Here is a 14,384-nt window from a genome sequence, read left to right as displayed (position 1 = left end):
TTTAAAGTGTGCCGATAGTACCCGGGTTGAACACCGCGTCTACCGGAGCAATGCCGTTGACCAGCGGAGCGCCGAATTCAGCCTGGCTGATTTCGAACACATCCCCCGGTTGGGTGCGGATGCCGTCGGCGAACGACAGCGTCGCGGTGCCGAAGAAGTGAACGTGTACGTCCCCCGGGCGCAGGAACTGACTGTACTTGAAGTGATGGAATTCCAGGTTCTCGAGGCTGTGGCACATGTTGGCCTCGCCACTGAGGAACTCGTTCTGCCACAGCACCTCGCCGTTGCGCAAGATACGACTGGTCCCGGACAGATGTTGAGGCAGTTCACCCACGCGAAGTTCCGGACCGAAACTGCAGCTGCGCAATTTCGAGTGGGCCAGGTACAGGTAATTCTTGCGCTCCATCACGTGGTCGGAAAACTCGTTACCGACGGCAAAGCCCAGGCGATAAGGCTTGCCGTCGTGGCCGATGACATACAGGCCACTGATTTCCGGCTCTTCGCCGGCGTCTTCGGCAAACGGCGGCAACGGAAACGGATGGCCCGGGCGCACGACGATGCTGCCGTCACCCTTGTAGAACCATTCCGGCTGTACACCGGCCTGTCCAGCCTGGGGCTTACCGCCTTCCACGCCCCACTTGAAGATGCGCATGGTGTCGGTCATGGCGCTTTCGTCGCCCGCCTGCTGGTGCATTTTGTCCCGGGCCGAGGCGCTGCCCAGGTGGGTCAGGCCAGTGCCGCTGACCAGCAGGTGCGCCGGATCCGGGTGATCCAGCGGCGGCAGGATGCGCAGCTCACTGAGCAACTGCGCGTAGTCATGGCCGGCGCCCAGGCCCAGGCTGTTGACCTGCTGCTCAAGCTTCACCCCCGCCTCGATGGCGGCCAGCGCCAGGTCGCGCACGGTACCGGCGCCCTGCACTTCCCGCACCTGGTCGCCGTCGACTACACCGACGCGACGTTCGCCGTTAGGCAATTCGAACTGAACTAAACGCATAATGTTCTCCCTGTAAACAATACTTAAATACACCGTCAATCACCTGTGGGAGCGGGCTTGCCCGCGAAGACGGCGGTACATTCAACATTGATGCAAGCTGACCCACCGCTTTCGCGGGCAAGCCCGCTCCCACATTGTTCATCTCAGCCTTCGAATTTTATGTACGCGTCGCCCCACGGGCACTGGCCGCGAACTGATCCGCCGGCAACGCATGCTTGCGCTCCAGCAACCGATACACCACGCCAGTCAACACCAGGCCGAACACCATCACGCAGGACAGGAAATACAGCCCCGACGCCAGGTTACCGGTGTATTCCTTCAGCGCGCCGATCACGAACGGCCCGATGTAGCCACCCAGGTTGCCCACCGAGTTGATCAGCGCAATGCCCGCCGCCGCGCTGGCGCCGGCAAAGAACCGCCCCGGCAAGGTCCAGAACACCGCTGTGCAGGAAAACAGTGCAAACGCCACCAGGCACAGCGCCGCCAATTGCAACACCGGCACCGACAGCCAGGCACTGAGGAACAGGCCGATGGCGCCCAACACATACAGCACGGCCAGGTGACCGTAGCGATCGTTCAAGCGGTCGGAGCTGCGAGGAATGATCAGCAAACCGATGATGCCGAAGATATAAGGCACCGAAGAGACAAAACCAGTCACCAGGTCGCTGCCACCGAATTGTTTGATCAGCGTCGGCAGCCACAAGCCCAGGCCGTAGATGCTCAGGGTCACCGGCAGGTAGAACAGCGCCAGCAGCAGGACCCGTTTGTCCTTCAGCGCATGCAGCGGATTGCCATGGCGAGTCTGGCCGTACTCCTGCAGGTCCTTCTTCAGCTCGCCGGTCAGCCAGTCCTTTTCGGCCTGGTCCATCCATTTGACCTGTAGCGGACCATCGGGCAAGTAACGCAGCACCGGCCAGGTCAACAGCACCGCCGGCAGGCCGATGACGATGAACAACCACTGCCAGCCATGCAGGCCCAGCACCCCATCCATGCCCAACAGGCCGCCGGACACCGGGCCGGTGATCATCATCGCGATCGGTTGGGACAGAATGAACAGGCCCAGGATTTTGCCGCGATGGCGCACCGGGAACCATTGGGTGATGTAGTACAGCACGCCCGGGAAGAACCCGGCTTCGGCCGCACCCAGCAAAAAGCGCATCACATAGAAGCTGTGCGGCCCCTGCACGAACGCCATGCCGATGGTGATGGCGCCCCAGGTGATCATGATCCGGGCGAACCAGCGTCGGGCACCGAAGCGTTCCAGCATCAGGTTGCTGGGGATTTCCAGCAGGAAATAGCCAATGAAAAACAGCCCTGCACCCAGGCCGTAGGCGGCATCGCCAATGCCGAGGTCGGCGCCCATGTGCAACTTGGCGAAACCGACGGCGGAGCGGTCCACGTAGGCGATTAGGTACAGCAGGATAAGGAAGGGAATCAGTTTCAGCGTGATGCGACGAATAAGCCGCAATTCCTGGCTCATGGGACCGTTCTCCGATTGTTGTTGTTATAGAACCTCGGGGGATTTCTCTCGCGAATGACCGCCAGGACAACCCCTCCGTTGAATCGGACTATATAGTAATACTATTTACCCAACAACACTTCCAAACCGCGCAAATTGCGCTTATGTTACGCTCACGCTAGAACAATATAGTCATACAATAAGAGAATCTATCATGTCTGATAAGAAACCCTCCCTGCGCTCGGCCCAATGGTTTGGCACCGCCGACAAAAACGGCTTCATGTACCGCAGCTGGATGAAAAATCAGGGCATCGCCGACCATCAGTTCCACGGCAAGCCGATCATCGGCATCTGCAACACCTGGTCGGAGCTGACGCCATGCAACGCGCATTTCCGGCAGATCGCCGAGCACGTCAAGCGCGGCGTGATCGAGGCCGGGGGCTTCCCGGTTGAATTCCCGGTGTTCTCCAACGGCGAATCGAACCTGCGCCCCACCGCCATGCTGACACGCAACCTGGCGAGCATGGACGTGGAAGAAGCGATTCGCGGTAACCCGATTGACGGCGTGGTCCTGCTCACCGGTTGCGACAAGACCACCCCCGCGCTGTTGATGGGCGCCGCCAGTTGCGACGTGCCGGCCATCGTCGTCACCGGCGGGCCGATGCTCAACGGCAAGCACAAGGGCCAAGACATCGGCTCGGGCACCGTCGTCTGGCAACTGAGCGAGCAGGTCAAGGCCGGCACCATCACCATCGACGATTTCCTCGCGGCCGAGGGCGGCATGTCCCGCTCGGCCGGTACCTGCAACACCATGGGCACCGCGTCGACCATGGCCTGCATGGCAGAAGCCCTCGGCACTTCCCTGCCGCACAATGCGGCCATACCTGCGGTAGATGCCCGGCGTTACGTGCTGGCCCATATGTCCGGCATGCGCGCCGTGGAGATGGTCCGCGAAGACTTGAAACTGTCGAAAATCCTGACCAAGGAAGCCTTCGAAAACGCCATCCGTGTCAACGCGGCCATCGGCGGCTCCACCAACGCGGTGATCCACCTCAAGGCCATCGCCGGCCGCATCGGTGTGCAACTGGACCTGGACGACTGGACCCGCATCGGTCGCGGTATGCCGACCATCGTCGACCTGCAGCCTTCCGGACGTTTCCTGATGGAAGAGTTCTATTACGCTGGCGGCCTGCCCGCGGTGCTGCGTCGCCTTGGCGAAGCGAATCTGATCCCCTACCCGGACGCCTTGACCGTCAACGGCAAGACCCTCGGCGAGAACACCAAGGACGCGCCGATCTATGGCCAGGATGAAGTCATCCGCACCCTGGACAACCCGATCCGCGCCGACGGCGGCATCTGCGTGCTGCGCGGCAACCTGGCGCCATTGGGCGCTGTGCTCAAGCCGTCCGCTGCCACCGCTGAACTGATGCAGCACCGCGGCCGCGCGGTGGTGTTCGAAAACTTCGACGAATACAAGGCGCGGATCAACGATCCGGAACTGGATGTGGACGCCAACTCGATCCTGGTGATGAAAAACTGCGGGCCGAAGGGTTATCCGGGCATGGCGGAAGTCGGCAACATGGGCTTGCCGGCCAAGCTGCTGGCCCAGGGCGTGACGGACATGGTGCGGATTTCCGATGCACGCATGAGCGGCACGGCCTACGGCACAGTAGTGCTGCACGTGGCACCGGAAGCCGCCGCCGGCGGACCTTTGGCAGCCGTGAAGGAAGGCGACTGGATTGAATTGGATTGCGCCAGTGGCCGCCTGCACCTGGACATCTCCGACGCCGAACTCGCCGCCCGCCTGGCCGACCTCGCCCCGCCGCAGCAACTGCTGGTGGGCGGCTATCGCCAGTTGTACATCGACCATGTGCTGCAAGCGGACCAGGGCTGTGACTTCGACTTCCTGGTCGGTTGCCGCGGGGCCGAGGTGCCGCGTCACTCCCACTGACCCTTGATTCATGCTCAACAGAAGGTCCTGTGGGAGCGGGCTTGCTCGCGAATGCGGTGTGACAGTCAACCCAAATGTTGAATGTTCAACCGCATTCGCGAGCAAGCCCGCTCCCACATTTGGATCTTCTCTGAGTTCCAGACCGTGCTCGCACTAGCGACCCGCCATCGCCGCGCCTGCTATCATGCGCAGCACCCCCACGCACAGGATCGCGCCACGCCCCATGGATTACCGCAAACCCTCCGACCGCAAGAGCATGCACGCGCGCATCGTCCAGGAACTGGGCATGCAGATCGTCTCCGGGCGCTTCAAGCCGGACGATAAACTGCCCGCCGAAGCCTTGCTGTGTGAGGAGTACGCTGTCAGCCGCCCGGTGCTGCGCGAGGCCACCCGGGTGTTGGTCGCCAAGGGCCTGGTGTATTCGCGACCGCGCGTGGGCACGGTGGTCAAGGCTCGGCGGGAATGGCACATGCTCGACCCGGACGTACTGCACTGGCTGATGCAGAGCAGTCCGCAGAATGAGTTCTTCAATCTGCTGACCAGCGTGCGCAGCATCATCGAGCCGGCCGCTGCCGCCCTCGCCGCCCAGTTCGCCGACGAGAGCGATATCGCCGCCATCCGCGAAGCCTACCAGCGCATGGAGGTCGCACCGACCCCCGAAGCCGTGCTGCAACCAGACCTGGATTTCCACAGCCGCATCGCCGACGCCACCCACAACGACCTGCTCGCCAACCTGTGCAACATGTTGTCGGTCGCCATCGCCGAAGCGCTCAAGCATTCCAACCAGCGCCCCAACCTGCATGAGCTGGCGATGCCACGGCACAAGGCGATTCTCACCGCCATCGAAAACCGTGATGCCCTCGGTGCCCGGCATGCCACGCTGGTGCAACTGGACGATGCCCGCAGTGCCTTGAATGTGGTGCTGGGCGCCGATCCCGCCTGATCCCATGCTTCGGCCCTCCCCGGCCTGACACACATTTCATCCGCCGCGGCGGTATCTATATACCGCCCGCACGAGAGCCAGAGGTCGATACTTTTCCAGGCGTCATTTCCAACGACTCCATGAAAAGGATTTCCCATGACCTCGCCTTCACCGGCTGACAGCCCCGCTGCATTTGCTCAGAGCGTCAACCTGCAATTTGCCAGTCGCCCAACCTTCGAGCAGTTCGCTCGACGCATGCTTGAACAGGCCATTCAGGAAAAATACCCGTCGCTGGCCTTCGACCTCTCCAAGACCCTGCTCGCCACTCCGGACGTCGCCACTCGCGGCTGGCGACTCCAGCCGTTCATGTCCCGCGTCCTCGATTACCTAGCCTTGGGCACACCCGTGGATTTCAGCGATGCCGGTGGCCTGGCGTGCTTTCTCTCGGAAAAAATGCCGCACCCACTGAGGTCGGCTGAGGGAACGCTGGACATGAAGGTGATCGAAAAGCTCTTGCTTGAATTGCCCTGGAGCGTGCAGATCGGCCTGGCCGATGCGCTGACCCGCTATTGGAACGCAGACATCGCCGCCCCCTCTCAAGCCGATCCTCAAGACTCCATCAGCCGCTGGCGCTGGCTCAGCGACGTGCTCAAAAACAGACTGCACGCCTGCGCCTTGCAACAGCCGGGCCTGTCCAATGCGGCACGCCAAGCGTTGGACCAGATCGTCCGATGGCCGGATCGCGACCGGCGCTTGCTTGGCAAGGGCCAGCCCGCCGTGCATGCCTACAGCCTGGAAACCCGGATGATCGGGGGCGACCACGACACCGTGCTGATCGCCAGTGAAATACTCCTGGCCCACACCACAAAAAATACCGATGTCTTTCTGTTATGCAGCCCTTGCGGCGTCGTGCAGTCCTTCGCTTCCCTGGACGCCTTTACGAGCCACTGGGGCGAACGGATTGCCAGCCGCTACGCCGTCGAGACCGTTACCTGCCGACGCAACGAGATCGATGGCAACGTCTTCGACACCCAGGCAGCCCTGATCCTGGAGCAGCAATTGGCCGACCTGGCAGCTGTGCAATTGCCTTCCCAAATCGGCCTGCAAGACCTGAAGTCGCTTTACGCAGAATTGAGCGACCCGGCCCGTTATCTGCTGGACGGCCCGCGCCTCACGCCTGAAACCTCGGCGCGACTCGAACCGCTATTGCCCGACTGGTTGAAAAACGCGTCCACCCTCGATCAAACGACGTTCCAGCACTACAGCCTGGCCCTGGCCAGCGCCAAGAAGCGCAATCAAGGCCGGACCTACCTCAGCGATATCAAGGACATCAGGACCTATGCAGCCGACGCCTTGCTTGAACAATTGCAGAACACCGACGCCAGCCTGTCGAACACGATAGATGCTCGCCAATACCAGCCCGACGATGTGCAACTGACCTTCAGCGTCGCCGCCGGTTATCCCGGCACTTCCGGGATCATCGAAAAAACAACGATGACCCTGACCGAACTGGCCATCAACAACCTCGTTGCCCGACCCAGCGGCAACCTGGCGCTCGCCCATCGCCTGGGGCTGACGCTTCCCCCGTGGCTGACGCCGGACTTCATCACTCGCAAGGGTGGGTTGATCGAACAGGTCGATATCGGCACGAGCTACCCTCGCTATCTGCAACAACACTTGTTGGACGAAGGGACTCAAGCCCGGGAACGTGAACGGATGTTCGCCGAGCAGATCCCGGCTCAACTGCCGCTGGAAGCGCTCAAGCAGATGCTCAGCAACGAACACGGCGTGACCCGCCCAGGTCTGCGCCTGGTTGAAGCGCTGCTCAAATCCGATCCTGACAGCCAGCGGGTCCGCGACCGCTCGGTGGTCATTCGGCACTTGGCTTTCCTGCGCAAGCCCGAGGCCCACCCCGACACCGTGATCAACATGTTCATCATCGAGCCGCAAGACAGCCGAACCGGCCCGCACCTGCTGTATCGCCCACTCTACGCGCCGTCGCTGCTGCAATACCCGACGCGCGAAGCGCTGCTGCAAGCCATCGTCACCCCCGGTGAGCTGCAGAACAGCGTCCTGACCTGGATGCCCGCCGCCGCGCGCCCGATCTATGCCAACGGCGGTTTCCTGGAGCCGCACATCGTGCGTTTTTTCCAGGGCGATGAATTCAGCGTTCCGGCCAAGCCTGCTCCGGCGACACTCGCCATCGACAGCGTCGACGACGAATTGCAGCAATTCCTGCGCAACGGCGAGTTGATGCAGTACCTCTACGGCAGCAACGCACGAGCCTTGGTCAGCCAGGCCGACCGGGCATCGGTTTCCAACAGCGAAAGTCGCTGGGCCGTTCTGCTCCAAGGTTCCAGCCTGCTGTTCAACACGCTGTTGATGCCCCTGTTGCGAGGCCCGGCCATGGCCGCCGTCTGGCTATGGAGCCTGATGGCCAGCGCCAGCCATGACATTCCGGCATTGAGTAGCGAAGACGCGGTGACACGGGAACTCGCCGCCGTCGACCTGCTGCTTAACCTCGCCCTGTTGGCGGGCCAGCTGCCATCCACTCGCGCTACCCTGGCGGAGCCCTTGCCCGAAACCCTGAAGCAGCAGGCCATGCGCCCGCCTGCGCCGCGCATCATCCCGGAGCGTTGGCCCTTGCTCGAGCCGCCCGTCATCCGTGAGGGCACTGTTGCCTTGCCGGGGGAGTCGTCCAAGGCCGCCAGCATGAACCTGGACTTCAGTTTCGCCAGCGCCCGCCGCAGCCTGACCGCACAGCAACGCACCCGCTTGGGAAACTTGCAGGTGCCGCGCCCGGCGAGGCTGCCCGGGCCAGTCACCTATGGCCCGTACACCGGCTTATACGTGATCGACAACAAGTGGCACGCATTGGTGGACGACAAGCTGTATCGAGTCACCCCGGAATCGGATGGCAGCGCGACGATGATCGACCCTCGTGCACCGCGCGATCCGGCGCGCAATGGCCCGGTGTTGCGAGCAGATACCCATGGCAACTGGTCCTTCGACCTGCGCCTTCGGCTACGCGGTGGCATGCCACCCAAGCGCTTGGCTCAAATGCGCAACCTGAGGACTCAACGCGCAGCCGAACTGAGCCAGGAACTCAAGAATTACCATGCGCAGGAAGCCAGTCAACAACGAGCCTTGGATGTCGCCCAAGAGGTCATGAGCAGGACCCAGGCAGGCGCGTTTACCGAGGAGCAACGCGCGGCAAAAAGGGCGCAGTTTTATAAGCTGCTCCAGGAACAGACCGACTGCTATTTGAAGCTGCTGGAGCATGTGAACGAGTACGCCAGCCTGGACATGGCCCTGCCGCCCAAGATCATTCGCGCCTTGATGGAAAATGTAGTCAACAACGCCCGCAAGGCCTTCCTGATCAGCGAGTTCGATCTGACGGCACTGGATGCCGCCCACAGCCAGTTCACTGAGAATGCGGACGGATTGCAGGCCGCCGTCGCTGCGAATGTCCAGGGCTACTTCAAGTACCTGGATGCTTTGAGTGACATCAACGATCGCTCGATCCATTGGCTGGAGCTTCGTGACCGCTACCTGGATGCGCTGTTGAACCTGGATGCCGCCGGCGCGCAAGTGTTCGAGCGCCTGACCAGGGACCGGCCACAAGATGAAAGAACCGCACTGGCGACCAAGGCCCTGCAATTACCCACCTTGGCGGCGCTCGTGTTCAAGGATCCCGACTCTGACCTTCCCGAGAACTTGCACAGCATCACCAAGCTATTGATGGAACAGGCGCGCTCCCAATCGGACCTGGGCACCTACGAGCTGACCCCATCGGAACAGCTCGAAGTCTTGGTAAGCCTGACCGAGCACTATGGCGCAGCGCTCGATGCCATGCAGGGCATCAAGGCCTTCAATGCCGGCGACATCGACACTTCTTACTTCGGCAGGTTATTCAGGCTGGTGGAAAGTCTGTACGAGGACGCTTCCAGGAAACTCGCCGCCGAACTCAAACCTGAACCACAACCACGCAAACGCCCGCCAAAACGCAGCAAGACGCCTTCCGGACGCCCGCAGAAGAAGGTGATCAAGACCCGCAAGGGGGGCGTCTTGATCGGGGACCTGAAGCCGGCCGGCACCAGCCTGCCCATCGACGTCGTGGAGTTGCGCTCCGAAGTCGATGACAAATTGCTCGCCATGTATTCGCAACACGACGATGTCTGGGACGTCGTCGAAGTTCAACGACCGGCCCCAACGCCTCGCACCCGGTCGATCAAGACGATCAAGGCCGATGCGCGAAAATTGCTGGATCAGTTGGAAAACAGTCTCTCAAACGCCGAGCGCTACAAAACACAGTGCCGCTTCCCTCAGGAAATCGAGGAGATCATGAACAACGAGGCGAGTCGCTACCGCAAATTTTCCGAAGAGCTGGAAAGGGCTTTCACGGCGACGAAAACGCCACGCACCGCAGGCGATCAGGCGTTGACCGAGCAGCTGTCGAGCGCCGTTTCGCGGATGACCACCCGAGGCAGTGAACTGCGCACCGAATTGAGCCTGCAACTGCCCCCGACCGACAGCAACCTTCGCTACCTGTTCGAGAAAAACCTCATACAAGTCGCAAGGCTCGGCGAACGCAAGGCCCTGGCCGGGATTCGCAAGGATTTTCTCCAGGAGTACGCCGTCAACGACCGGGACGGTTGGCCCCTCTGGTATGCGCATTTTCATTACGAAACCGCCGATACGCCAAAAGCGGACTTCAGCGTCGCGCACCTGAAAACCAAGGAACAACGCAAGGAGCACTACCATTCGATGCTCGCCAAGGCCAAAAGCCCTTACGCGGTGGTGAATGTGCATCGAGGCCAGATCGGCAGGCCATTGGCGCAAAGCAAGTTCTTGCCGTTGGCGCCTTGATTACCACAGGTTCGTGTTTGGTCAGAAGTGGCTTGATTGGCCTGACTCACCCAGCCTGTAGCCAAACACAAGACCGTGGCGAGGGAGCTTGCTCCCGCTGGGCTGCGTAGCAGCCCCAAAAGGCTGGAGGCGATCAGCCTATTACACCGGGGTGCCTGGTTTGGGGGCTGCTTCGCAACCCAGCGGGAGCAAGCTCCCTCGCCACATGAACCGGGTTGCTGTCAGTATTGTGGTGGGGGATTCATCCCCGCTGGGCTGCGTAGCAGCCCTAAAAGGCTAGAGGTGATCAGCCTATTACACCGGGGTGCCGGGTTTGGGGGTTGCTCCGCAACCCAGCGGGGATAAATCTCCTCACCACAGGATTGTGTTTGGCAATGAGTGCCTTGAGTGGCCTGACTCACCCAGCCCCAGCGGCTCCTTGCCAGGGTGGGTGTGCTTTGTGCTGGTGATCAGTGTGCAAACAAGGAATTGCCCTTCTGCCCCGCCAGCTTTTCAGGCTTGATCAGGAACCGCGCCAGCGCCGGCAGCAGCCACAGCGCGCCGAACATGTTCCACAGCAGCATGAACGTCAGCATCAGGCCCATGTCTGCCTGGAATTTGATGGCGGAGAAGATCCAGGTGCACACACCGATGGCCAGGCACAGGCCGGTGAACAGCACGGCCTTGCCGGTGGACTTCAGCGTCTGGTAGTACGCCTCTTGAAGCGGCAGTCCAGCCCGCAGGAAACTTTCCAGGCGGCTATAGATGTAGATGCCGTAGTCCACGCCAATCCCGACGCCAAGCGCCACCACCGGTAACGTCGCGACTTTCACGCCGATGCCCATGAACGCCATCAGGGCGTTGCCCAGCACCGAGGTCAGTACCAGCGGCAACACGATGCACAACGTTGCGGCCCAGGAACGGAAGGTGATCATGCACATGGTCGCGACGCAGATGTACACCAGGATCAGGATCGTCAGTTCCGACTCCTTGATCACTTCGTTGGTGGCCGCCTCGATACCGGCGTTACCGGCGGCGAGGATGAATTCCAGGCCGTCCCGGTTGTTTTCCTTGGCGAAGTCCTGCACCGCCTTCACCGCCCGGTCCAGCGTCTCGGCCTTGTGGTCGTTGAGGAACACCAGCACCGGTGCCAGGGAGCAACTGTTGTTGTACAGGCCATCGGCCCGGGCAATGGAGTTGTTCAACACATCAGGATTGCGCGACAGGGTTTCCCATTTCAGGTTGCCCTCGTTCATGCCCTTGATCATCTGCTTGGACACGGTCACCAGGGAAATCGCCGACTGCACGCCCTCCGTGTTCTGCATCTTCCACATCAGCTCGTCGATGGGCGCCATGGCTTCATAGCGCGAGCAACCTTCGGCCTTGGTCTTGACCATCACCACCAACACGTCGGAGCTGGTGGAGTAGTTGCTGATGATGAAATTGTTGTCCTTGTTGTAGCGCGAGTCCGGACGCAGTTCCGGTGCGCCCTGGTCCAAGTCGCCGATCTTGAGGTTCTGGCTGTACCAGAGCCCGCCGCCGAAGGCGATAACCGCCAAGGCGATGGACACCGGCGCGACTTTGGCACTGGCGAAGTTCGACAGCGTGCGCCAGAACGGATGTTCGCGAGTCGCATCCTTCTTGCTGCGTTCGATGGCACGCTTGCTGATACCGGCATAGGAGATCGCCACCGGAAGCAGGATCAGGTTGGTGAACACGATCACCGCCACGCCGATGGAGGCGCCGATGGCCAGCTCGCGGATCACGCCGATGTCGATGATCAGCAGGGTGATGAAGCCGACAGCGTCCGCCAGGATCGCGATCATGCCCGGCAGGAACAGTTGTCGGAACGTGCGCCGCGCCGCCGTCAGTGCATTGTCCGCCTCGCTGGACTGCAAGGCGATGCCGTTGATTTTCTGCACGCCATGGGAAATGCCGATGGCGAAGATCAGGAACGGCACCAGCATCGAGTACGGATCGAGCCCGAAACCAGCGGCATGCATCAACCCCAGTTGCCAGACCACCGCCACCAGTGTGGTAGTCAACACCGCAACGGTGCTGCGCATGCAGTTGGTGAACCAGTACAGCAGGATCAGCGTAATGACGAAGGCCACGCCAAAGAACAGCACCACCATGACCAGGCCGTCGATCAGGTCGCCGACCTTCTTGGCAAATCCGACGATGTGAATCTGCACGTTGGGGTTCTGGGCTTCGAACTTGTTGCGGATCTTGTCTTCAAGCTCGTGGGAGAACTTCTGGTAGTCCAGCGCCAGCAACTTGCCTTGATCCTGAGGGTCCGGATAGGACTCCAGCAGCGGAATATCGACGATGCTCGATTTGAAATCGTTGGACACCAGGCGTCCGACCTGGCCTGACTTGAGCACGTTGTTGCGCAGCAGGTCGAGGCTGTCGGCCGAGCCGTTGTAGCTCTGGGGAATCACCTCGCCACCGGCGAAACCTTCCTCGGTCACTTCGGTCCAGCGCACGCTTGGGCTCCACAACGACTTGAGCCCGGAGCGGTCGACGCCGGAGATATAGAACACCTCATCGTGGATCTGGCGCAGGGTCTCCATGTATTCCTTGGAGAAGATGTCGCCGTTGGTGGCCTCCACGGAAATCCGTACCGTGTTGCCCAGGTTTGCCAGGTCATTGCGGTGCTCAAGCATCTTCTCGATGAAGGGGTGCTTGAGGGGAATCATTTTTTCGAAACTGGTGGACGGCCGGATCAGCGTGGCTTGCCAGAACAGGAAGATGCTGACCAGCAGGCAAATGATGATCACTGCCGGGCGGTTATTGAAAATCAGGCGCTCGAGGAACGTCGCCTTGTCTTGATGATGACTGCTCATGGGGTCCGCCTTCTTGTTTTTATGCCCTTGCAGGCCCGACTCATTTGCTCAGTTCGGCACCGGTGGCCGTGGTGGCGCGAACGCCTCCCTGCCCCGCCAGGATCAGGTTGCCGTTGCCCGCCGCCGTGACAGCCGCCACGGAAATGCGATCAGGGCGATTGAATACGCTGAAGGTCTCGCCGTCGTCGGTGCTGCGAACCACGCTGCCGCCGTTACCAACGATCACGATGGACCCGTCCGCCAACAACGTGGCCCCGGACAGGCCGAACTCCAGGGCGCCACGGGCGGCCTTCAGCTCGACCTGCTCCCAGGTATCGCCGAAATCGACGGAGCGATAAAGATTGCCGCGCAAGCCGTAGGCCAGCAGTGTCGAGGGCTGGGCGATGCCGATGACGCCGAAGAGCGAGCCTTCGTATGGGCCTTCGATCTTTTCCCAGGACTGGCCCCAGTCGGCGGAGCGAAACATGCTGCCGGACTCGCCGACGATGAACAGCCCGGCGTCTTTCACGGCGGCGATGGCGTTGAGGTGGAACTGGTCTTCGTTGTCGAGCCGATCACTGGCATCTTCCCAGTGCTTGCCACCATCGGTGGTTGCCAACAACGCGCCGTAGGCGCCCACGGCAAAACCGGTGCTGGCGTCCTTGAACCAGACGTCCAGCAGCGGCGCTTCACGGGCAAGGTCTTCGAATTGCTTGGTCCAGGTACTGCCACCGTCGTCGCTGGCAAGGATCTGCGCGTCGTGACCCACGGCCCAACCGTGTTTGTCATCGACAAAAAATACTGCGGTAAGCAATTGGCGGGTCGGCACCTTGGCCTGGGTCCAGGAGCTGCCCTGGTCATCCGAATAAACGATGTGCCCACGATCCCCCACCGCCACCAGGCGCTGGCCGGCGTGGACCACGTCGAGCATCAGGGTTTTGCTGGCCTTGGCCGATTCAACGGAATAGATGATATCGGTGGTCGAGGCCGCAACGGCCATCACCGGTGCCGACAACACGGCAGAGCCCAGCAGCGAGAGCACCGCAGCCAGCAACGCGACTTTGCGCAGCATCGGCGGGCGGCAGCGCCCCACAGCCATGACAGGCTCATTCATAGACCTTTCCCCCATTATTATTGTTAGGTGGGCGCCGTAAGCAGGCTCCTCCACCTTGCAGTCCTGGAGCATAGCCCTGAAACCTGCAATCTAGAGCCACTTCGGAAGCTGACCTATCCTATCGGGCTTTCGAAAGGTCTGACAATCGACGCCACGTTATCTTTTGTTAACCAGGGGGATTGGCGCAGGGGGTGAATGGCGGGGTATTCGGTGGGGTGATGGCGAGGGCTGGCCAGGGGATTACTTTGTCATGACAACCTATATCGCCTAT

Annotated in this window: 7 protein-coding genes; 3 read left to right on the top strand and 4 right to left on the bottom strand. The window is 61.2% G+C overall.

Annotation, left to right across the window (positions count from 1 at the left end):
• Position 1: 1 nt before the first annotated feature.
• Both araD1 and PFLQ2_RS16800 read right to left on the bottom strand, forming a co-directional pair.
• Positions 2-994, bottom strand: coding sequence for an AraD1 family protein (araD1, locus tag PFLQ2_RS16795; RefSeq protein ID WP_003180669.1), 993 nt, complete (start codon positions 992-994; stop codon positions 2-4).
• Positions 995-1,151: 157 nt separating this feature from the next.
• Complete coding sequence (locus PFLQ2_RS16800; protein WP_003180668.1) at positions 1,152-2,474, bottom strand: MFS transporter; 1,323 nt, start codon at positions 2,472-2,474, stop codon at positions 1,152-1,154.
• 193 nt (positions 2,475-2,667) lie between these two features.
• Between PFLQ2_RS16800 and PFLQ2_RS16805 the strand changes: the two genes are divergently transcribed.
• The 3 genes from PFLQ2_RS16805 to PFLQ2_RS16815 all read left to right on the top strand — a co-directional run bounded on the left by PFLQ2_RS16805 (position 2,668) and on the right by PFLQ2_RS16815 (position 10,195).
• On the top strand, positions 2,668-4,404 hold the full coding sequence (locus PFLQ2_RS16805) for an IlvD/Edd family dehydratase (protein WP_003180666.1): 1,737 nt from the start codon (positions 2,668-2,670) through the stop codon (positions 4,402-4,404).
• A 223-nt stretch (positions 4,405-4,627) separates the two neighbouring features.
• Positions 4,628-5,347 carry a FadR/GntR family transcriptional regulator gene (locus PFLQ2_RS16810; RefSeq protein ID WP_003180664.1) on the top strand — a complete coding sequence of 240 codons (720 nt, stop codon included), beginning with the start codon at positions 4,628-4,630 and terminating at the stop codon, positions 5,345-5,347.
• 135 nt (positions 5,348-5,482) lie between these two features.
• Positions 5,483-10,195 carry a hypothetical protein gene (locus PFLQ2_RS16815; RefSeq protein WP_003180662.1) on the top strand — a complete coding sequence of 1,571 codons (4,713 nt, stop codon included), beginning with the start codon at positions 5,483-5,485 and terminating at the stop codon, positions 10,193-10,195.
• 449 nt (positions 10,196-10,644) lie between these two features.
• Here the strand turns inward: PFLQ2_RS16815 and PFLQ2_RS16820 are convergent, their stop codons facing one another.
• Positions 10,645-13,020, bottom strand: coding sequence for an efflux RND transporter permease subunit (locus tag PFLQ2_RS16820; protein WP_003180660.1), 2,376 nt, complete (start codon positions 13,018-13,020; stop codon positions 10,645-10,647).
• 40 nt (positions 13,021-13,060) lie between these two features.
• Positions 13,061-14,113 carry a WD40/YVTN/BNR-like repeat-containing protein gene (locus PFLQ2_RS16825; protein WP_003180658.1) on the bottom strand — a complete coding sequence of 351 codons (1,053 nt, stop codon included), beginning with the start codon at positions 14,111-14,113 and terminating at the stop codon, positions 13,061-13,063.
• Between the last annotated feature and the right edge of the window lie 271 nt (positions 14,114-14,384).

Origin of the sequence: Pseudomonas fluorescens Q2-87 (genome assembly GCF_000281895.1) — a bacterium.
Taxonomy (GTDB): Bacteria; Pseudomonadota; Gammaproteobacteria; order Pseudomonadales; family Pseudomonadaceae; genus Aquipseudomonas; species Aquipseudomonas fluorescens_S.
The sequence above is the reverse complement of the archived record's forward strand: the minus strand, read 5'-3'. Positions and strand labels throughout refer to the sequence as shown.

Excerpts from the sequence above, each read along its gene's own strand:
- araD1 (WP_003180669.1), bottom strand. The coding sequence starts at position 994 with ATGCGTTTAGTTCAGTTCGAATTGCCTAACGGCGAACGTCGCGTCGGT.
- PFLQ2_RS16800 (WP_003180668.1), bottom strand. The coding sequence starts at position 2,474 with ATGAGCCAGGAATTGCGGCTTATTCGTCGCATCACGCTGAAACTGATT.
- PFLQ2_RS16805 (WP_003180666.1), top strand. The coding sequence starts at position 2,668 with ATGTCTGATAAGAAACCCTCCCTGCGCTCGGCCCAATGGTTTGGCACC.
- PFLQ2_RS16810 (WP_003180664.1), top strand. The coding sequence starts at position 4,628 with ATGGATTACCGCAAACCCTCCGACCGCAAGAGCATGCACGCGCGCATC.
- PFLQ2_RS16815 (WP_003180662.1), top strand. The coding sequence starts at position 5,483 with ATGACCTCGCCTTCACCGGCTGACAGCCCCGCTGCATTTGCTCAGAGC.
- PFLQ2_RS16820 (WP_003180660.1), bottom strand. The coding sequence starts at position 13,020 with ATGAGCAGTCATCATCAAGACAAGGCGACGTTCCTCGAGCGCCTGATT.
- PFLQ2_RS16825 (WP_003180658.1), bottom strand. The coding sequence starts at position 14,113 with ATGAATGAGCCTGTCATGGCTGTGGGGCGCTGCCGCCCGCCGATGCTG.